This is a genomic window from Streptomyces sp. NPDC002209 (assembly GCF_042890265.1).
GTDB lineage: Bacteria > Actinomycetota > Actinomycetes > Streptomycetales > Streptomycetaceae > Streptomyces.
The window spans coordinates 325053-344639 of sequence record NZ_JBIARX010000004.1 but is presented as its reverse complement, the minus strand read 5'-3'; the positions used below and the strand labels follow the sequence as shown (position 1 = coordinate 344639).

The following is a 19587-nucleotide window of genomic DNA, read 5'->3' as shown; positions in this document are numbered from 1 at the left end:
TTGACCCTGACCCTGCGTCAGGGTCGGACGATCTAATCATGAACACGACGACAGACACACGACAGGTCCCCGCAGCCCCCTCCGCCCGGCGGCCGCGGCCCACACGACCGGGCCGCGCGGGCCTCCGGCTGCTGATCGCCACGGCGGCACTGGCCGAGATCGCCATCGCGGCTCCCACGGCGTCCGCCGCGCCGGTCCACAGCGACCATTCAGCGGTCCAGCAGGTGCTGGACCGTGCCGTGGCCGACGGGGGCGTGCCGGGCATCCTGACCGAGATCCGCGACGGCCGTGCGACGTGGTTCGGCGAGGCCGGGGTGGCGGACACCTCGACCGGCCGGCAGCGCCGGCCCCAGGACCGGTTCCGTATCGGGAGCACCACGAAGACCTTCACGGCCACCGTGATGCTGCAACTCGTGGCCGAACGCCGGCTCGGCCTCGACGACACGGTGGAGAAGTGGCTGCCCGGCACCGTGCGCGGACCGGGGTACGAGCCCGAGAAGATCACCATCAGGCAGCTGCTCAACCACACCAGCGGGATCTTCGACTACGTCAACGACGACGTCATGAGGGCCCGGGGCGCGGGCACGCCGTTCCTCGAGCACCGCTTCGACCGCTACAGCCCCGAGGAGATCGTGCGGATCGGCGTCTCCCACCCGCCCGCCTTCGCTCCCGGCACCGGCTGGGGGTACTCCAACACCCCCTACTTCCTCGCCGGAATGATCATCGAGCGGGTGACCGGCCGGCCGCTGGCCGACGCGATCGCGCAGCGCATCGCACGTCCGCTCGGGCTCACCGGCACGTACCTGCCGGGCGACGACGATCCGCTGATCCGCGGCCCCCACGGGCGGCACTACTCGAAGCTGATGACGACCGACGCCGGCATCCACGACGTGACCGAGCTCAACCCCTCCTGGGGGTGGGCGGCCGGCGGCGTCATCTCGACGGCCGGCGATCTCGACCGGTTCTTCGGTGCGCTGCTGGGCGGCCGGCTCCTGCCGCCCGCACAACAGCAGGAGATGTTCACCATGGTCGCCACCGACCGGTGGATCCCCGACACCGCCTACGGCCTCGGAGTCGCCTCGCTGAAACTGCCGTGCGGCGCGACGGTCTGGGGCATGGGAGGCGCCATCAACGGCTCCTGGACCTACACCTTCGGCACCCGCAACGGCACGCACATGGCCTCGGTCAACTCCAACGGCGACTGGAACTACCCGATCAGCGCCTTCACCGACGTCCTCCAGGCCGAATTCTGCCCGGGCCATTCCCCGACACCGGGCCACTAGCCGCTCGCCGCAATCCCTGCCGCAGCGGAGGCCAGGCCGTCAGGACCGCGTGAAGAGTCGGGCGGCGGGCGTATGGATCTCGCCAAGACGGCCGGCGACGCCCCGTGCCCGGCCGGAGGCTGTCCCTCGTCTTTGCCCGATCGGAGGAACCGGCACCATGGCCATGCACACAGGTACGACGGACGCGGCGACGCAGATCCCCGGCACGCAGGAGCCCCCTGATACCGGGGCCGCCGACCGGCACAAGCTCACTGCGCTCCAGGGGCTCGCCGCGCTCTCGCTGGATGCCATGGCGTCCGTGGCCTACGGGCCGGAGTCGATCGTCCTGGTGCTGGCCGCGGCCGGCGCGTACGGGATCGGGTTCACGCTCCCGGTCACGGTGGCGATCGCCGTGCTGCTGGCGGTGCTGGTGGCCTCGTACCGCCAGGTGATCGCGGCGTTCCCGGACGGCGGCGGCTCGTACGCCGTGGCCAGGCGGCATCTGGGGCGGCGTACGAGCCTGGTGGCCGCGGGCTCGCTGATCCTGGACTACGTCCTGAACGTGGCGGTCTCGGTCACGGCCGGCGTCGCGGCGCTGACCTCCGCGTTCCCGGAGCTGTACGGGGAGCGGGTCTGGACGTGCCTCGGCGTCCTGGTCCTGGTCACCGCCGTCAACCTGCGCGGGGTCGTCGACTCGGCGAAGGCCTTCCTGGTGCCGACCGCGGTGTTCGTCGGCTCGATCCTCGCCATGATCACCGTCGGCCTGTTCCGGGACGGGCCCGTCAGTACGGCGTCCGCCGCAGGGCACGCCTCCGCTCTCGGCGAGGGCGCACTGCAGAACGGTTCGGGGACGGTCGGCGCGCTGCTCCTGCTCAAGGCCTTCGCGGCCGGCTGCTCCGCCCTGACCGGTGTCGAGGCCGTCGCCAACGCCGTGCCGTCCTTCCGCGCCCCGGCCGCCCGCCGCGCCCAGCGCACCGAGGTCGCGCTCGGCGCCCTGCTCGGCGTCATGCTGATCGGCCTGTCCGTCCTCATCGGCCGTTTCCACCTCCAGCCCGTCGAAGGCGTGACCGTCCTCGCGCAGCTCGCCGACGCCTCCTTCGGGCACGGCTTCGCCTTCTACGTGGTCCAGTTCGCGACGATGGTGCTGCTGGCGCTCGCCGCCAACACCTCCTTCGGTGGACTGCCCGTACTGATGAGCCTGCTCGCCCGCGACAACTACCTGCCGCACCTGTTCGCCCTCAAGGCCGACCGCCAGGTCCACCGCCACGGCGTGCTCGCCCTGGCCGCGGTCTCGGCAGCCCTGCTGGTCCTCTCCGGCGGTGACACCAACACCCTCGTACCGCTCTTCGCCATCGGCGTGTTCGTCGGCTTCACGATCTGCCAGGTCGGAATGGTCCGCCACTGGTCCACGGAACGTCCTGCCGGCTGGCGGAACAAGGCGGTCCTGGGCGGCTTCGGCGCCCTCCTCACGGGTGTCGCGGCCGTCGTCGTGACCGCCACGAAGTTCACCGAGGGCGCCTGGATCATCGTCCTCGCCCTGCCGCTGCTGGTCCTCGGCTTCGAAAGGGTGCAGCGGGCCTACACCCGGATCGGGGAGCGACTGGAGCTCGGCCGGATCCCGCAGTCCCCGACGCGGGCCCGCTCGCTGGTCGTCGTACCCGTCTCCGGGCTCTCGAAGCTGACCTGCCGGGCCCTGACCGCCGCCCGCTCGCTGGGCGACGAGGTCCTCGCCGTCACCGTCACCCACCCCGCCCCCGAGGACCGGCGGGCCGCCGAGGCCCTGCGCCGCGACTGGGAGCTGTGGAACCCCGGGGTCGAGCTCGTCGAGGTCTGCTCGCAGACCCGGGCGCTGGGCCGACCGGTGTCCGGTTACGTACGCGCGCTCACCGCGGCCGACCCTGACGCGCAGGTCACCGTACTGATCCCGGAGACCGAGCCCGCACACCTGTGGCAGCGGCTGCTCCAGAACCAGCGCGGCTCGGTCGTGGCGCACGCCGTACGCCGCGACACGGACGCCGTCATCTGCCGACTGCGGTTCCGGATCACCGACGCCACGGGCGTCACGGACACCGGCAACGACGGGCGCCGGCCGAGGTGACCCGGGCCTCGGCCAGCCCCAACGCCCGGGCCCCCGTCAGGGATCGCCCGGGCCCGCCCGGTGAGCAGGGTCTGCGGCGGTGTGTTCGAGGATCGCAGCGGCGATCGTCGCCCAGTCGGCCCGCTCGACGCCGTGGCCGGCGTCCTCCAGCGCCAACAGCCGGCCGTCGGGGATCCGTTCCGCGAGTGCCGCACCGTGCGGGAGCGGGAACATCGGGTCGGCGGTCCCGTGGATCACCAGCGTGGGCACGGCGATCGAGGACAGGAGGGCTGGTGAGAGCTCGCCGTCCGCAAGCGAGTCGTGGTTGCGGGCCGCGCCGAAGTCGTGCGCGCGCTCGACGTCGCGCCGGACGAGGCTGCGGGCGGCAGCCTCGTCGAACGGGCGCCGACCGCCGGCGAGCACGCGGGCGTAGGCCACCTGGTGATCGATCACCGAGTCGGCATCCGACCAGTCGACGTGCGCAGCGGAGACGAACCGCATGAACTCCTGCGTCGGCGGGGGGAGCTCGCCGCAGGGAACTGCGCAGGACGTGCTGATCAGTATCAGCGAGAGGACGCGATCGGCGTAGTGGAGCGCGAGCAGCTGCGCGAGCGCCCCTCCGGCGGAGACGCCCACGACGTGCGCGGCCGGGATCCCGTGGGCGTCGAGCACGCGGGCGGCGTCGCCGACCAGGTCCGCGCCGGTGTATCCGGGACGGCCCGGCGCGTAGGTGACCGATCGGCCGGTGTCGCGGTGGTCGTAACGGATCACGAAACGCCCGCCCTCGGCGAGCAGCCGGCAAAAGCCCTCCTCCCACCAGAGCATCGAAGCACCCAGGCCCATGACGAGCAGGACGGGCGGGGCCGACGGGTCGCCGAAGGACTCGGTGCACAGCGCGATGCCATCCGGCTCCACGACGTGCTCGGCCATCGTCGCTCCTCCTCTCCTGCGGTACGCGGGCCATGGGGTCGGTGGTAGTTGTACCAGCCCAGCCGGTCGGGAAACGCGACCTGACGCTCGGCCCGCCTCGGTAGGGTGGTCGCTTGCCGATCGGGGAGGCGGGGGAGGCGGATGACGGCGGGGGACCAGGTCGACATGGCGCGCAGTCAGGTGTTCGGGGAGGTGGCCGAACTCTACGACGCCGCCCGCCCGGGATATGCGGACGCCCTGGTGGCGGACGTGCTCGCGTACGCGGCCCTGGGGGAGCGCGAGGCGGTGGAGGTCGGCGCGGGGACCGGCAAGGCCACGGTGCCGTTCGCGGCGCAGGGCACGCGGCTGGTGTGCATCGAGCCCGATCCGCGCATGGCCGAGGTGCTCAGGCGCAACACCTCGTGCTACCCGGGGGTCCGGGTCCACAGCGGTGGCTTCGAGGAGTGGCGGCCCGGTGGCCGCCGCTTCGGGCTGCTGCTCGCCGCCACGTCCTGGCACTGGGTGGCCCCGGACCGGCGCTGGGACCTGGCCCGTGATGCTCTCGCGCCGGGCGGGGCCGTGGCGCTGTTCTGGAACCCGCAGGGGGTCCGCGACGCACGGTTGCACGCCGCCCTCGCCGAGGTCGACGGCCGCCACGGGATCGACGGTGCGCCGCACGCCGAGCCGGCGTCCTCGTACGGCGATGTGCCCGGGAACTGGGCCGGGCTGCCCGGCTGGCCCGCGGAGGAATGCCGGCGCGACGGGCGCTTCACCGACCTGCGTACCGTCCGCCACCGGCAGCGGCAGTACTACGACACCGGGCGGTACCTGGGCTATCTGACCTCGCTCTCACGCTATCGCGTCCTGCCCCCTGACCGGCGCGAGCAAGTCCTCGCCGAGACCGCCCAGGTCCTGGAGGCCCACGGCGGCGGCATCGAAATGGAGCATTTCAGCGACCTCTTCCTCGCCCGGGCGGGGTGAGCGGAACCGGGACGAGGCGCAGCGCACCGGGGCCTTCGACGTCCGCCGGGGCGCGCCGCAGGGACACGGTGCTCCACGGTGTCGCGCTCGGGGCGCACCCGGCATCGCTCATGGCCTGCGGCCGCCCTGGAGCACGGCCTCGATCTCGCCCGCGACATCGCCACGGCCGAGCTGCGCCGCGCGGAAGTCCTGCGTGCGCGGCATGCGCAGGACCAGTTCGTAGCCCACGTCGACGCGTACCCGCCCGCGGCGGAGTACGAAGTCGTAGGCGTGTCCGCCGCGGGCGCGGCAGCTGGAGAGGAAGTGCAGGTGGTATCCGGCGGCGGCCACCCCGAGCAGGTGGGTGGGGCTGCGGAAACCGACGATGGTCCCGTGCAGGTCGGTGTGGGTGGAGATGATCTGTCCCGCCACCGCGTCGATCAGCCGGGGGTAGGGGCGGTGCTGCTCCGGGAGCATGCGGGTGACCATGTGGTCGAAGTGCCCGTCGATGCGGACCGCGTAGAACGTGTTGGGGCTCGGCAGCCAGTCGTCGATCACCGCGCGCAGCTCTGTGGCGTCGACCGGCCCGGTCACCCGCCAGTCGTGCTCGCCGTGGAAGTAGGTCACCGCCGCGAGGGGGGTGCGCGCGGCCGGGTCGGCTTCACCGGCGGTCCCGTCGGCGCGCAAGCGATGGCACCGGCCGTCGAGGACGATCATCTCGCCGTCGAGCCGGTCGAAGGCTCCGATGCCGAAGTCGCCGTGGCGGCAGAGCTCGGCCACGGTCGTCGTGCCTTCGTAGACGCCTTCGAGCATGGCCGTCATGGTCGAGGCCTGGAAGATCCGCCCCCTTGGCCGGCCGGGCGCCCCCAGTGGTCCTGGCGTGTCATGCGCAGTCGAGTCCGGTTCCGGCATGTGCCCCCCTGCGTCCCCGTGAGTACGACGGCCCGGCAGCGACTTCGCGACACTTCCCCCGGCCCCGCCGGACCTGCATCCAGCAGCACGTTGGGGAGGCGGCCATCCCGTCACAACGGCGCGCGGGTGGTCGCGCGTTGTGCCCGGGAGAGCACCTGAAGGGCAACCGCCGTCCGGCACCCCCTTGCGCCCCCTCCCGGTCGCGCGTGTCAGGGCAGGGGCCCCTCCCTAGGGGGCCGGAGCGGTTGGCCGGGGATTGCGGCCCACCGGCGGGATCGGCGGGCCGGGCGGCAGCAGTTCGGCGGTCACGAATGCCACGACGGCGGCGATGATCGTCACCGGGATCATCTCGGTGCTGCCCAGGACCAGGACCACGAGCACCACGCTGCTGACCGGCAGCCGCATCGCGGTCACGGTGGCGGCAGCCATGCCGGCCGCCAGCCCGGGGCCGATGCCCAGGCCGGGCAGCGGTGAGCAGAGGACGCCTGCCGCGGCGCCGAGGAACAGGGACGGGAAGATGGGGCCGCCGCGCAGGCTGCCCAGGCACAGGGAGAAGGCGGCGCCCTTGCACAGGAGGACGGCGATCAGCGCGCCCACGCCCCAGGCGTGCGGATCTCCGGCCAGCTGGCCCAGCGTGGCCTGGCCCGAGGAGGCCACGTCCGCGGGAGAGCGGCCGGTGCCCAGGGCGTAGGCGGCGGCGCAGACGCCGGCGGCGAGCGCGCTGAGCGTCGTGACGGTCAGGGGTCGTCTGGCGACCTGGACGGCGGTCAGCCGGCCGCCGTACTGGATCAGGTGCACGCCGACGGCGAGGACCACCGCGATGACGATCGACCAGGCCACGTCACCGACGTCCAGACGGGGGAACTGCGGGCTCGCCTTCAGCTGCAGATCGCCGGTCCCCAGACCGGTCCAGCGGCCGAAACCGCTGAACACGAGCGAGCCGATGCCGCTCGCCAGCAGCGCGGGCAGCATGACGGCGAACAGCCGGGGCCCGCCCACGCCCACGACCTCCATGAGCAGCACCGCGCCGACCAGCGGATTTCCGAAGATGGTGGCGATGGCCGCGGCGGCTCCGGCCGCGCCCAGCAGCGCGGTGCTCATCGGTGTCTCCGGCGTTCCGGTGAGGTGCCGCAGTGCGATCGCGAGTCCGCCGCCCAGCGCGATGAGCGGCGCCTCGGGACCGAGCGTGGCGCCGAGCGGCAGGCTGAACACGGCCGCGAGGATCACCCCGGGCAGGGCTGCGGCTCCCGGACCGCCCGCGTGCAGGCCGGACGCGGGGATGTGCCCGCCCGCCCCGGGGAGACGGGTGACGATCTGCCCTACGCAGACACCCGATACGAGCAGGAGCGGAAGGGGCCACCACCACGGCGGAGCGTCGTGGCCGAGGGCGTGCGGGAGGTCCACCCAGACCAGGCTCTCCAGTTTGTGGATCCCGGCGAGGAACCAGAACGCGGCGAGCGAGACCGGGATGCCGATGAGCCCGCAGAACACCAGCGTCTTGCGGTATCCGGGAGTCCGGAGCAGCTCGCCGAGCCGCTGGGCCTCCGCGGGCCGCGCCGGCGGCTGCGGACTCGGCTGCGTCGGCTGCGTCATGGGGCCGTTCCTTCCCGTCCCCCGTCCCACACCGGTGCGTCCGGTACAGGGTGCTCCGTCAGCCGAGGAGCCGACGCTTCTGCTCGGCGAATTCCTCTTCGGTCAGCACTCCCTGCTCCTTGAGGGTGCTGAGCTGCTTGAGCTGGTCGATCTTGGTGCTCATGTCGTCGGCGGCAGGGGCGGCAGCCGGGGCCGGGGCGGGAGGCGGGGGCGGGGCTGCGGCCACCGGCTGTTGCTCGGCCTCCTGCTGGGCCCACCGGCCGGCCTGCCGCCGGGACACCCGGTTGGACACGGCGGTGGCGGTACCGGCGACGACGGCCGTACGGGCGACTCCGCGAAGAAGTCCGGGCATGGTGCTCATCTCCAGGGGTGAGGTGAAGCAGGGCTGCGGCCGTCGTCACGCGTCGGCGGGCGGGACCTCCATGGCGTCCAGCGATGCGAGCAGAGCCTGGACGGGAATCCGGCCGGCGGCCACGAGCTGGGCGCCTCCGCGCCTCAGTTCACGGGCGAACGGCGCCGCCCACTTGTTCTCGTAGACGATGATCCCCGCCGAATTGCCGGGTTCCAGAGCGACTCCCGCGTCATCGATGTCGCTCTGGTCCAGCAGGCCGGACGAGGCGCCTTCGAAGACGGACAGGTCGACCTCGTCGCCGAAGTCGGTCAGTTCCACCGCCGTCACCGAGCCGTCGAGGTCCTTGCGGACGAAGACCAGGTCGAAGATGCGGATGATGCCGCGATCGACGAGATCGACGAGCATGGGGAGCCCCTTGCCCGTCATCCGGTTGCCCCGGAACTCGATCACGACGTAGTCCACGGGGCCCATGTCCTCGATGTCGCCGATGTCGCCGATTCCGCGGGATTCCTCGGACTCGCTGCTCATGGCTGCTCCTGTCGGGCTGGGGGAGGAGGAGGACGTCGCACCGGCCGCCGAGCCGCGGGCGCTGGGCTCCGGCAACGGTGGGCAGGAGCAGACGTCACCCAAGGCCATTCCAGCACCGCCCACGCACCTTCGCACGTCCGGAAGGCCACCCGGTGAACGAGCCGAACGGTCAGCCGGTCAGCTGGTCAGCCGGTCAGCTGGTAGATGCTCCTGCCGGTCAGCAACAGGCCGACCACCAGGCAGATGACGACGATCGCCTGCTGCTGATGGCCCTCCAGCCAGCCGCGCAGGCGCATCAGCCGGTCGTGCGCGACCTCGGGCGCGAACACGATGTACAGCTCGGCGGCCAGCAGGCTGGCGCTCGCGAGGAAACAGAAGCCGAACAGGGCCACGTAGGTGGACGTGTGCGACGTGTTCGCCTCGAGCACGGTCGTCACGCCCGCCGCGACCAGGCCCCACGGCTGGACGAGCACGGCCAGCCCCGCGGCCGCCCAGACCGAGCTGGAGTCCACGCGGGAGGCCGCGCCGTCGGAGGGGCCGCCCCGCACGTCGGGGCCGAGCGGGGTGGCGGAGCCGGTGGGGGCCGCGCCCGCCTTCATGAGGCGGCGGCGATGGAGCCCGTAGAACACCAGCCCGACTCCGATGACCAGCTTGGCCGCCAGCCCCGCGATGCCGGGCGGGGAGCGCGGTGGCGGGGGCTGCCCGTCCGTGAATGCGAGTACGACCGCGATGACCACGACGAGGCAGGCCAGCCAGGCCAGGATGAACGCCAGGCCCTTCCACACGCCCCTGGCGGACGACACCACGAGCACGAACGCCATGATGGGCAGCGGGTCGACGGTGATGGCCAGCGCGATGAGCAAGAGGTCGAGGACCATGGCGCCCCAATCCTGTGACGAGATACCACGCTACGCACGGGTCCGGGCCCCGACACCTTTTCGGGGCCCATCGGTGGACGGGTGCAGGGCGGCCGGCCGCAGGTATTCGAGATGCCGGTCCCGGCCGTGTCCTTCAACCTGGACGCACACGAAGGAGACCGCACATGACGACGACTCGCCCACCGGCCCTGGCGTCGGCGTCGAGCCGTCCGTCCCCCTTTGCACCGACTCCCTCCCCGGTGCGCTGATGCCCTCCGGCCGACGCAGGCGCGCCGTCCTGCACTCCGAGTGGTGGCGTACCCGCTCGCAGCGGACGGCGGCCTCGGCCAAGCGGCTCCAGCACCGGGCCGAGACCCGGTTTCCGGTGATCACCCACATCGCGGAGCGCATGGTGTCGGTGAACGTCTTCGACTCCGCGACACGGCTCGCCGCGCAGTGTTTCCTGACCGCCGTCCCCCTGGTCTTCGTCGTCGCGTCGGTCGCCCCGGAGCGCGTACGGCAGCAGATGGCCGCATCGATCCGTGCGGTGTTCGGGCTCACCGGTGAGGCGGGCGATCAGCTGTCCGCCATCTTCCGCAGCTCCGACACGGACCTCCAGAACGCGGTGGGCGTGGTGGGCTCCCTGATGGTGCTGGTGTCCGCGACCGCCGTGAGCCGCGCCATGCAGCGGCTGTGCAAGCGTGCGTGGGAGATTCCGCGTACCGGGGCGCGGATCGCGATCTGGCGCTGGCTCGCGTGGATCGCCGTCTGGATCTGTCTGCTGGTCGTACAGGAACCGGTGCGCAGCGGGTTCGGCGTCGGGCTCTGGCTGGGCGTCCCGCTGACCTTCGTCTTCCAGGCGTTGATGTGGTGGTGGACCCAGCACATCCTGCTGGGCCGCCTCGTCGGCTGGATGCCGCTGCTGCCGGGCGCCCTGATCACGGCCGGCGCGATGACCGCCCTGTCGGTCACCGCCGGCTTCTACATGCCGCGCGCCCTCAACAGGGCGCTGAGCGAATACGGTTCGGCCGGCTCGGTCTTCGTCCTGCTGTCGTGGCTGATCGTGCTGTGCGTGGCCGTCGCCGTCGGTGTCACCATGGGCGCCGTCCTGGCGCAGGAGCCGTTCCTCGCCCGGCGGCTGGGCAGTCCGCCGCCGAGCCGGGAGCGGACGGAGCAGGGCTGAGCGCCGGCGCTCCGGCGCCGCGCAGCGCCGTACGGCAGCGCGGTGCCAGGGGTGCCATGCTGGGCAGCAGGGGCCCCGAGCGGCCTGGAGGTCCACAGCGATGGCAAAGCGTGCAGCAGAGACGGAGAACGGCGGGCGCCGGCTGTCCGCCGAGGAGCGGGTCGCCCGCGGCCGCGCCGCCCGGAGCCGGGCACCCCGCACCGGGCAGGGGGAATTCGAGCCGTACGCGCACCGGCAGGATCCGGTGGACGTGCTCGAAGGGCAGTCGGCCGGCCGGGTGCCGGAGCTGGTGCCGATCCGCTACGGGAGGATGTCGGAGTCACCGTTCCGCTTCTACCGGGGCGCCGCCGCCGTCATGGCCGCCGACCTGGCCCACACCCAGAACTCGGGCCTTCGGGTCCAACTGTGCGGCGATGCCCACATGCTGAACTTCGGGCTGCTCGGCTCCCCGGAGCGGAATCTGCTGTTCGACGTCAACGACTTCGACGAGACACTGCCCGGGCCGTGGGAATGGGACGTCAAGCGGCTGGCCGTGAGCCTGGCCATCGCCGGGCGGGAGAACGGGTTCACCGATGCCGAGCGCGCGGCGATCGTCCGGTCCGCGGGCAGGTCCTACCGCGAGCAGATGCGCCGCTACGCCGCCATGCGCCACCTCGACGTCTGGTACTCGAGGATCGACGCGGAGCAGCTCCAGACGCTGGGGGCGGCCGAACTGCGCTCGCGCGGCCGCAAGCGGCTGGCCGAGACACTGGCCAAGGCGCGCGGGCGCGACAGCCTGCAGGCCGCCGGGAAACTCACCGAGGTGGTCGACGGGGAGCGCCGGTTCAGGTCGATTCCGCCCCTGGTCACGCCGCTCACCGAGCTGCTGCCGGACGACGAGCGCAGCAGGCTGGAGGAGCCGATCCTCGACATGGTCGAACAGTACGGCCAGACCCTTCCTTCGGACCGGCGGCACCTGCTGCGCCAGTTCACCGTCGTCGACATGGCCCGCAAGGTGGTGGGCGTCGGCAGTGTGGGCACCCGGTGCTGGATCATCCTGCTCCTGGGCAGGGACGGCGACGATCCGCTGATCCTCCAGGCCAAGGAGGCCGGCGAGTCGGTCCTCGCCCCGTACGCAGGCGCCGGCGAGTACTCCATGCAGGGCGAACGGGTGGTGGCCGGGCAGCGCCTGATGCAGGCGGCCAGCGACATCTTCCTGGGCTGGCACCGGGTCAAGGGCGTCGACGGCCGCGAGCGGGACTTCTACGTACGGCAGTTGCGGGACTGGAAGGGGAGCGTCGAGCCGGAGCTCATGGCGCCGCGGGGCATGCAGACGCTCGGTGACGTGTGCGCCGCCACCCTGGCCCGGGCGCACGCCCGGTCCGGCGACCGGATCGGCATCGCCGCCTATCTGGGCAGCGGCGACGTGTTCGACCGGGCGCTGGTGCGGTTCGCCGAAACCTATGCCGACCGCAACGAGCGCGACCACCAGGCCCTGGTGGACGCCGTGGCCTCGGGCAGGGTGGCGGCGCAATCGGCCTGACCCTCGTCGTGAACCTCGTCGTGAACGGCGGCGGGCGCATCGAACGCGCCGCCTCTGTGCCAGTCGGCTGACCCGCCCGGCGAGGCGACACGTCGCCTTCGGTGACCGTGGGAGGCTCCGGTCATGACAGCCAAGGCACCCACGGCCGGGAACGCGAAGGACGCGAGGCTCGTCCTGCTGACACTGGCGGCCGGACAGTTCCTGATGGCCCTCGACAGCTCGGTCATGAACGTGTCGATCGCGACGGTGGCCGAGGACATCGGCACCACCGTGACCGGCATGCAGGGCGCGATCACGGCCTACACGCTGGTCATGGCGATGCTCATGATCAGCGGTGGCAAGGTCGGCGCGCTCATCGGCCGCAGACGGGCGTTCATGATCGGTTGTGTCATCTACGGGTGCGGATCCTTCACCACGGCCATCGCCCCGAACCTGACGGTCCTGCTGCTCGGATGGTCCTTCCTGGAAGGCGTGGGGGCGGCGCTGATCCTGCCGGCGATCGTGGCCCTGGTCGCCTCCAACTTCGCTGTGGAGCGGCGGCCGGCCGCCTACGGCCTGGTCGCGGCCGCGGCGGCGATCGCCATCGGGGTCGGACCGCTCATCGGCGGTGTGGCCACCACCTTCTTCTCCTGGCGCTGGGTGTTCGCCGGGGAGGTCGTGGTCGTGCTCGTCATCCTGGTGCTCGCCCGCCGGGCGGCGGACGCGCCCCCCGACCACAGGCCGCGCATCGACTTCGCGGGCGCGGTCCTGTCCGCCCTGGGCATCGGGCTGTTCGTCTTCGGTGTACTGCGCACGAGCGAATGGGGCTGGTTCCTGCCCAAGGCCGGCGCACCGTCCTGGTGCGCCCTCTCACCCGTCGTCTGGCTGATGATGGGCGGACTCCTCCTCGTCTGGCTCTTCTTCCGCTGGGAGGCACGCCTCGTCGCACGGGGTACCGAACCGCTCGTCGACCCGGAGCTGATGCGCAACCGGCAGCTCACCGGCGGCCTGACCATGTTCCTCTTCCAGTACCTCGTACAGATGGGCGTGTTCTTCGTCGTCCCGCTCTACCTGTCCGTCGCGCTGGGCCTGTCCGCCATCAAGACGGGCGTGCTGCTCCTGCCGCTCTCCATCTCCCTGCTGGCCGCCGCGATCGGGATCCCCCGGTTCCGTCCGGACATCTCGCCGCGGCGCGTGGTGAAGCTGGGGATCCTGTTGATGCTCGCCGGCGCCGTCGTCCTGCTCGCCACGCTGAACGTGGACTCCGGTGCTGCCGTGGTCACCGTCCCGATGCTGCTGATCGGACTGGGGATGGGGGCGCTGGCCTCCCAGCTCGGGGCGGTCACCGTCTCGGCGGTTCCGGACGAGCAGAGCGCCGAGGTCGGCGGGATCCAGAACACCGTCACCAACCTCGGCGCGTCGATCGGCACCGCGCTCGCCGGTTCGGTCCTCATCACGGTCCTGACCGCGTCGTTCCTCGCGGCCATCGGGGCGAACCCGGCGATCCCGGACGAGGTCGAGAACCAGGCGAACGTCCGGCTGGTGGGAGGCGCTCCCTTCCTGTCGGACGCCCAGCTCACCGCCGCCCTCGACGAGGCCGGTGTGGAATCGGCGGTGGCGGAGGCCGCACTCGACGCGAACGCCACCGCGCGGATCGACGGCCTGCGGGCCGCCCTCGGGATCCTCGCCCTGGCCGCGCTGACGGCGTTGTTCTTCACCCAGCGCATCCCCGAGACCCAGCCGGGGGCGGCACGAAGCCCGGCATGATCCGGAAGAGACGGCCTAGACGGGACGCGGCGGACTTCCACCGGGCGTCGCCGCGTCCTCGGCGTCCGGCGCGCCCTCCTCGGCGATGAAGTCCATCACGGCAAGGGCGAAGAGGAGCACGAGGGCGATGCCCAGGATGACCCAGCCCGTCGGGTACGGCCACAGGATGAAGGCGAGGACGGCCGCCGCCACCAGGATCCAGGTGATCCAGACGCGGTGGCGAGCGACGAACGGGCCGACCGGGCCCATGCGCAGGCCCGCCCGGTCGGCAGACGCCCGGGTGGCCGCGATGCCCGAGTGCCACATCTGGCGCACCACAGTGGCGCGGCGACCCGGGCCCGAGAGCCAGGCGGCGAGCGCGAGCAGCACGCCGAGGACCACGACCATGCGGACCGTGGTGCGCAGGAGCTTGATCATCGCGTCGTAGACGGCGCCGGCAGCCGGCTGGGACACGGTGTCGGGGAGCGCGTTGAGATAGACCGTACGGAAGACCGTCAGTGCGATGCCCAGGATGAGCGCCGCGACGGCGAAGCCGAGGGCCGCCGTGACCAGGGTCCGCCTCCGGTGGACGGAGAGCAGGACGCCGACGGCCGCGAGCACGACGGCGATGACCGGCAGCCAGAAGCCCATGATCTGCAGCAGTCGGAAACCGGTCTTGACCCGGCCGATGTCGTCCGATTTGAGCACGGTGAAGTCGGTGTGGACCTCGGGGATCTTGGCGGCCACGCTCATCCCGGAATCCACCAGCTTGTTCTTCACCTGGTCGATCACGGGAGCGAGGTCGATGGTCACCGAGTCGTTCTTGATCTGAACGGCCCCCTCGTCGCTGCCGGTCAGGGCGCGGACGAGCGAGGTGTGGATCGTGCGGTTCGCGTTGGTCCAGATGGTCTCGAAGGCGTTCGACTGGACGACGTCCAGCGCCTTCTCGTGCACGAAGCTGCGGACCGCGCCCTCCAGCCCGTTGCCCAGCTTCCCCAGTGCCTTCTGCAGCAGCGGCCGTTGGTCCGGCGCCACGTCCTCGAGGAGGTTGGGCAGGTCGATGTGTTCCATCACCGCGCCGGTGACCCGGTTCGCGGCGGCCGCCTGTACGTCGGGGTTGGACGCCAGAGGGGCCACGGTGGTCACGTAGCGGTCGGTGTCGCCCACGATGCTGGACGTCCAGGCGGCGACGATGCCCAGCGGGGCCAGGACGCAGCCGATGACGATCAGCAGCGCCGACAGGAACGCGCGCACCCGGTGGTGCGGCGGCGGGCGCTTCGCGGCCTCGCTCTCCAGCGTGGCGACCCGGGCCCGCAGTGCGGCGAGCTCGTTCTGGCTTTCGTCGTCCGGCATGACAGCCCTCCTAGGGGTCTACCCCAGACAACCCCGGCCCGCTCGATCCGGCGAGCGGAGGCGACCCGACCGGGTGAGACCCGCCGATGCGTTCCGTGGCGGCGGTGCGGCTCGGCGAGCACGGCGGCCGCGCCGTTCGGCGAGGCAGGGGGGAAGCCGTACGGGGCCGCTCGACATGCGGAACGCAGGAGGCGGGCCAATACTGCTGATCGCGGGCATCGGGCCCGCCCGAAGGAGGCATCCGTGGACGACTACCCGGCACTCAGCATCTTCTGGTCCATGCTGTGGTTCTTCCTGTGGATCATGTGGCTGTTCCTGCTGTTCAAGATCATCACGGACATCTTCCGCGACCATGAAATGAGCGGCTGGGGCAAGGCGGGCTGGCTGATCTTCGTCATCGTGCTGCCCTTCCTCGGCGTACTGGTCTACGTCATCGCCCGCGGCAAGGGCATGACCCAGCGGGACGTCAAGCAGGCCAAGGAGAACGAGGCGGCCTTCCAGGACTACATCCGCCAGACGGCGGGCGCCGGTCCGTCCGGCGGATCGGGTGGCGCGGACGAGCTGGCCAAGCTCGCCGAGCTGAAGGCCAAGGGCGCGCTCAGCGAGGAGGAGTTCCAGCAGGCCAAGGCGAAGCTGCTGGCCTGACGGCGCCACGTACCGGTTTCGTCTGCGCCCCGTACGCGCCGCGGTCCGGACGCGACGGACCGCGGCGCGGGAGCCCGGCGAGCCGCCCTCCACTGCCGGCTCGTCGAGGCCGCACACCGCCTACGACACCGCGGTGTCCGGTCGGCCCGGTCTCATCGGCGGGGGAGCGGCAGCGTGACCCGGTGCTGCGGGCTGAGGCTTTCGATGCCGTACCGGCCGCTCAGTTTCGAGATCAGCAGGCAGTAGGCCGGTGCGCACACCAGCTCGAGGACGAGCGCCTGCCACGGTGCATCCGCTGCGGTTCCGGAATCCGCGAGTTGCCCCAGCGCGAGCGCAATGCCGTAGGACAGCACGTTGTTGGCCGTGTGGATCGCGATCACGGCTTCCAGCCCGCCCGTACGGATGACGAGCCAGCCCCACCACACCGCGGAGTAGAAGAGCAGCGCGAACCCGGACCATGCACCGAACCCGTGCGCAAGGGCGAAGAGCAACGAGGCGACGACGATCCCCGGCCAGGGCGAACGGAGGAACCCTCCGAAGAACTGGGCGAGCCAGCCCCGGAAGACGAACTCCTCGGCCGCGGCCTGGAACGGAACCAGCACCAGGAACACCGCCGAGCCGAGCAGCAGCGGCAGCCATCCGGGGAATTCGCCGGAGAGGCTCTCCGGGCCGTCCTCGATCCAGCCCCAGAGCAGGAGCCCGCCCATCTGAAGCGCCATCAGGGGGAACGCCACGGCCGCACAGCGGGCGAGCCAGCGCCAGCGCAGCCGCCCCAGGACGGACATCACCGTACCGGCGGGCCGCCGGCCGCAGGCACGGACCGCCAGCAGGACCACGGGAATGCCGACCGCCAGGCCCGCGAGTCCCATGGCCTCGTCCGCCAGCGGGTCGGACAGCACCCGGTCACCGCCGTCGGGGGCGAGCTCCAGGCCCAGGCCGTGGCCGATGGCGATACCGGCCACGGTGACGGCTATGAGCCCCACCGCCAGGAGGACCGTCACGAGGAGAACCTCACCGATGCGGCCGAGTGCCCCCTGCCGCCCGTTCCTCGCCTGCTCGTGATACCGGGAGCCGGCCGGCGCGGCCACGAAGGCGGGGGGCTGAACGTACCCGGTGGGGGGAGCGGGCCAGCCGTGCGGCGGGGGCCACGGGGCTGCGCCGCCGGAAGGGCCGCCGCCGTCCCACACCTGGGCGTTCGGGTCGGCGGGCCTGAGCCGGCCATCCGGATGGGGAGTGTCTGACACAGGTACGGCCCGCCTTCTTCCCGTTCGACTGTCTGCGCGCCCATTCGATCATGCGTACGCCGCCCAGTCAGCCGGCGGAGGCGGACCCCGGCCCACGCCGCCGTGAACCGGCGCCGGCACCTGACACGTCAGGGTGACGTCGGAGCCGGTCGGCGTGAGCCGGTGCCCGGCCTCTGCCCGGGTTGCAGGAATTCTGGTCCTACCGGCAGGTATCGGACCGTGTTCCGCCCAGGTTTGATAGGAGTTGGCGTAACCGGTGCGCCACGGCGTCTGAGCGGGAAGGGCACGATCATGCTGGAGTTTCCCAAGCCGCGAGCCCTGGTGTGCTCGTACTGCCAGGCCGGCCCGAAGGACGGGACGGCCCGGACCCTGTCGGCGGAGGCCGGAATGCTGACGGTCACCTGGCACACCGCATCGTGTCCGCACTACGCGGCGGACCGCATCCTCGCCGACAAACGCATCTGACCTGCCGTCGGCCCCACTCGGCGTCCGCGGCCGCGGTGTGCGGGGCAGCAGGCCGCTCACAGCGTCGTGACGAGTCCGCCGTCGATGGTGTGGTCGGACCCCGTGGTGTTGCCGGCCCTGTCCGAGGCCAGCAGCAGGACGAGATCGGCGACCTCCTCGGGGCGGGTGAAGCGCCCGGTGACGCTCTGGGACGCGGCACTCGCGACGATGTCGGCCGGTGCGGCCCCCGTGCCACCCGCGACGGTGGCGGCGACGCCCTGCTCCCCGAGCCAGAGGGCCGTCTCGACCGGGCCCGGGCTGATCGTGTTGACGCGCACGCCGTGCGGGCCGACCTCCTTGGACAGCGCCTTCGAGAAATTGGTGAGCGCAGCCTTCGCCGCGGAGTAGTCGATCACCGCCGGGTCGGGCAGGAAGGCGTTGACCGAGCCGACCGTGACGATCGACCCCGCTCCGCGCTCGATGAGGTGCGGGAGGGCGGCCCGGGTGGTGCGGACGGCCGTGAGGAAGTTGATGGTCAGGGCCCAGGTCCAGTCCTCGTCGGTCAGCGACAGGAAACCGCCCAGCCGCGGACGCACGGCGCCGACGTTGTTGACGAGGATGTCGAGCCCGCCGAACGCCGCGACCGCTTCCCGCACCGCCTGCTCCGGTCCCTCCGGGGTCGTCAGGTCGACCGCGACGGGCCGGACCCGCCCGCCGGCGGCCAGTTCCGTCAGGGGACCGCCCACCGTACGGGCGGCCGCGACCACCCGGGCGCCCTCGCCGGCCAGCGCCCGGGTGACCGCCAGGCCGATGCCCTTGCTCGCTCCGGTGACCACCGCCACCTTGTCCGTGAGATGCAGGTCCACGCAGTGCTCCTCGACGAGGTCCGGACCGGGTTCCCGGGCGCCCGGCCCACGAGGACCGAGTCTGCAGGAACGCGGGCCCCGCACGGCACCGACGGGGCCGCGGCGTCAGGCAGGTGGCCCTCGTCTCCGTGCGCGGCCGTCAGCCGAGGCGCGTCGGGGAGGAGGCCGACGGGGTCAGGATGCGCGGGGCGCCCGTGCCGTCCGCCGGGACCGTCCACAGATCGGTGGTGTCCACCCGGCCCTCGGCGGGCAGGGCGTAGGCCAGGGTGCGGTCGTCGAGCCACACGGCCTGGTCGTCCACGCTCCGCTTCTCCGCGAGCGGTGTCTCGCGCAGCGTCCCCAGGTCCAGTACGTGCTCGCGCCACAGTGACGCCCCGCGCGCGACGCGCTTCTTGTACGCGACCCGGGTCTCGTCCGGCGACAGGGAAGGACACTCGACGTTCCGGGCGAGGGTGGTCATGCTGCGCCGCGAGAGCGAGCCCTTCACCAGGTACGTCTGGCCGGCGGTGCCGAGGGTGGCGTAGAAGGTGTCGTCGTCCTTGGAGAAGGTGACGCCCCAGAAGTTGACGTCGCCCGAGGCGTAGGGCCGGCCGTCCAGCTGGACGGAGAACTTCTCCAGGTCCGGTTCGATCGCCCCGGTACGGGTGTCCACGATCGCGGTGCGCGTGGAGAAGAACGCGGCTCCGTACGACTCGCCGGAGACGAACACCGTCCAGGCGGCGAAGTGGCCGCTCGGCGAGACCCGGGCCCGGGACGGGGTGCCCGCGAGCGGGAAGCTGCGCAGCGTGCGCAGGTCGGAGTCGACGATCAGGGCCCGGTTGTCCTGGGCGAGCGCGCCCGGACTGGAGTTCAGGCACACGCCGGTGCCGGCGGCCGCGTGGAAACGCTGGCAGGTGAGCCCCGACGCGGTGCGCCCGGCCTGGGGCGACTGCCCGGGGACCGAGACGAGGGCCCCGCGGTGCGGGCCCTGCGCGCCGTTGAGGAAGGCCAGCCGGTCCTGGCGCCCGAGCGTGACCGGGCCCTGGGCGACCGTCGGGTCCCCCTCGTGCGTCTGCTCGGCCCGGGCGGCGGCGCGCAGCACCAGCGCGGCGGCGAGGCCGCCGAGGAGCAGCACGGCCACGGCGAGTACGAGCAGCCGGCGTGAGCGGGTCATCG

Annotated in this window: 18 protein-coding genes; 8 read left to right on the top strand and 10 right to left on the bottom strand. The window is 72.2% G+C overall.

Translation table 11 applies throughout. The annotated features are described in order from the left end of the window. Positions 1–38 precede the first annotated feature (38 nt). Positions 39–1283, top strand: coding sequence for a serine hydrolase domain-containing protein (locus ACFYXK_RS10970; protein WP_389410840.1), 1245 nt, complete (start codon positions 39–41; stop codon positions 1281–1283). Between the two features lie 157 nt (positions 1284–1440). Continuing rightward, positions 1441–3360: an APC family permease gene (locus ACFYXK_RS10965; protein WP_389410839.1), complete on the top strand. Its 1920-nt coding sequence runs from the start codon at positions 1441–1443 to the stop codon at positions 3358–3360. Between the two features lie 36 nt (positions 3361–3396). Here ACFYXK_RS10965 and ACFYXK_RS10960 read toward each other — a convergent pair whose 3' ends face one another. After that, positions 3397–4269 (bottom strand): alpha/beta fold hydrolase, encoded by an 873-nt coding sequence (locus ACFYXK_RS10960; protein ID WP_389410838.1) that lies wholly within the window; start codon positions 4267–4269, stop codon positions 3397–3399. A 141-nt stretch (positions 4270–4410) separates the two neighbouring features. Here ACFYXK_RS10960 and ACFYXK_RS10955 point away from each other — a divergent pair, with 141 nt between their 5' ends. Then, positions 4411–5229 carry a class I SAM-dependent methyltransferase gene (locus tag ACFYXK_RS10955; RefSeq protein ID WP_389410837.1) on the top strand — a complete coding sequence of 273 codons (819 nt, stop codon included), beginning with the start codon at positions 4411–4413 and terminating at the stop codon, positions 5227–5229. A 108-nt stretch (positions 5230–5337) separates the two neighbouring features. Here the strand turns inward: ACFYXK_RS10955 and budA are convergent, their stop codons facing one another. The 5 genes from budA to ACFYXK_RS10930 all read right to left on the bottom strand — a co-directional run bounded on the left by budA (position 5338) and on the right by ACFYXK_RS10930 (position 9471). Beyond that, the gene (gene budA, locus ACFYXK_RS10950; RefSeq protein WP_389410836.1) at positions 5338–6120 is read right to left on the bottom strand and encodes an acetolactate decarboxylase; all 783 of its coding nucleotides are present in this window, start codon (positions 6118–6120) and stop codon (positions 5338–5340) included. A gap of 228 nt (positions 6121–6348) precedes the next feature. Beyond that, complete coding sequence (locus ACFYXK_RS10945) at positions 6349–7713, bottom strand: chloride channel protein (protein ID WP_389410835.1); 1365 nt, start codon at positions 7711–7713, stop codon at positions 6349–6351. 58 nt (positions 7714–7771) lie between these two features. Continuing rightward, positions 7772–8065 (bottom strand): SHOCT domain-containing protein, encoded by a 294-nt coding sequence (locus ACFYXK_RS10940; RefSeq protein WP_389410834.1) that lies wholly within the window; start codon positions 8063–8065, stop codon positions 7772–7774. A 45-nt stretch (positions 8066–8110) separates the two neighbouring features. After that, a complete protein-coding gene (locus ACFYXK_RS10935; protein WP_389410833.1) occupies positions 8111–8593 on the bottom strand; it encodes a DUF6325 family protein in 483 nt (160 codons plus the stop codon). A gap of 185 nt (positions 8594–8778) precedes the next feature. After that, positions 8779–9471, bottom strand: coding sequence for a GAP family protein (locus tag ACFYXK_RS10930; protein WP_389410832.1), 693 nt, complete (start codon positions 9469–9471; stop codon positions 8779–8781). 247 nt (positions 9472–9718) lie between these two features. On the opposite strand from ACFYXK_RS10930, the gene ACFYXK_RS10925 reads away from it, so the two are divergent. The 3 genes from ACFYXK_RS10925 to ACFYXK_RS10915 all read left to right on the top strand — a co-directional run bounded on the left by ACFYXK_RS10925 (position 9719) and on the right by ACFYXK_RS10915 (position 13901). Beyond that, the gene (locus ACFYXK_RS10925; RefSeq protein ID WP_389410831.1) at positions 9719–10633 is read left to right on the top strand and encodes a YhjD/YihY/BrkB family envelope integrity protein; all 915 of its coding nucleotides are present in this window, start codon (positions 9719–9721) and stop codon (positions 10631–10633) included. Positions 10634–10733: 100 nt separating this feature from the next. Further along, positions 10734–12155: a DUF2252 domain-containing protein gene (locus ACFYXK_RS10920; protein ID WP_389410830.1), complete on the top strand. Its 1422-nt coding sequence runs from the start codon at positions 10734–10736 to the stop codon at positions 12153–12155. Between the two features lie 123 nt (positions 12156–12278). After that, positions 12279–13901: an MFS transporter gene (locus ACFYXK_RS10915; RefSeq protein ID WP_389410829.1), complete on the top strand. Its 1623-nt coding sequence runs from the start codon at positions 12279–12281 to the stop codon at positions 13899–13901. A 15-nt stretch (positions 13902–13916) separates the two neighbouring features. On the opposite strand, the gene ACFYXK_RS10910 is transcribed toward ACFYXK_RS10915, so the two are convergent. Beyond that, complete coding sequence (locus ACFYXK_RS10910) at positions 13917–15233, bottom strand: hypothetical protein (RefSeq protein WP_389410828.1); 1317 nt, start codon at positions 15231–15233, stop codon at positions 13917–13919. 243 nt (positions 15234–15476) lie between these two features. Here ACFYXK_RS10910 and ACFYXK_RS10905 point away from each other — a divergent pair, with 243 nt between their 5' ends. After that, positions 15477–15878 carry an SHOCT domain-containing protein gene (locus ACFYXK_RS10905; RefSeq protein ID WP_389410827.1) on the top strand — a complete coding sequence of 134 codons (402 nt, stop codon included), beginning with the start codon at positions 15477–15479 and terminating at the stop codon, positions 15876–15878. Between the two features lie 152 nt (positions 15879–16030). Here the strand turns inward: ACFYXK_RS10905 and ACFYXK_RS10900 are convergent, their stop codons facing one another. Continuing rightward, the gene (locus ACFYXK_RS10900; protein WP_389410826.1) at positions 16031–16879 is read right to left on the bottom strand and encodes a CPBP family intramembrane glutamic endopeptidase; all 849 of its coding nucleotides are present in this window, start codon (positions 16877–16879) and stop codon (positions 16031–16033) included. Between the two features lie 534 nt (positions 16880–17413). Between ACFYXK_RS10900 and ACFYXK_RS10895 the strand changes: the two genes are divergently transcribed. After that, the gene (locus ACFYXK_RS10895) at positions 17414–17587 is read left to right on the top strand and encodes a hypothetical protein (protein WP_389410825.1); all 174 of its coding nucleotides are present in this window, start codon (positions 17414–17416) and stop codon (positions 17585–17587) included. Positions 17588–17643: 56 nt separating this feature from the next. Here ACFYXK_RS10895 and ACFYXK_RS10890 read toward each other — a convergent pair whose 3' ends face one another. Together ACFYXK_RS10890 and ACFYXK_RS10885 are read right to left on the bottom strand one after the other, a co-directional pair. Then, positions 17644–18432, bottom strand: a complete 789-nt coding sequence (locus ACFYXK_RS10890) for an SDR family NAD(P)-dependent oxidoreductase (RefSeq protein WP_389410824.1) — start codon at positions 18430–18432, stop codon at positions 17644–17646. Between the two features lie 139 nt (positions 18433–18571). Then, positions 18572–19585 (bottom strand): TolB family protein, encoded by a 1014-nt coding sequence (locus tag ACFYXK_RS10885; protein ID WP_389410823.1) that lies wholly within the window; start codon positions 19583–19585, stop codon positions 18572–18574. Positions 19586–19587: the final 2 nt, after the last annotated feature.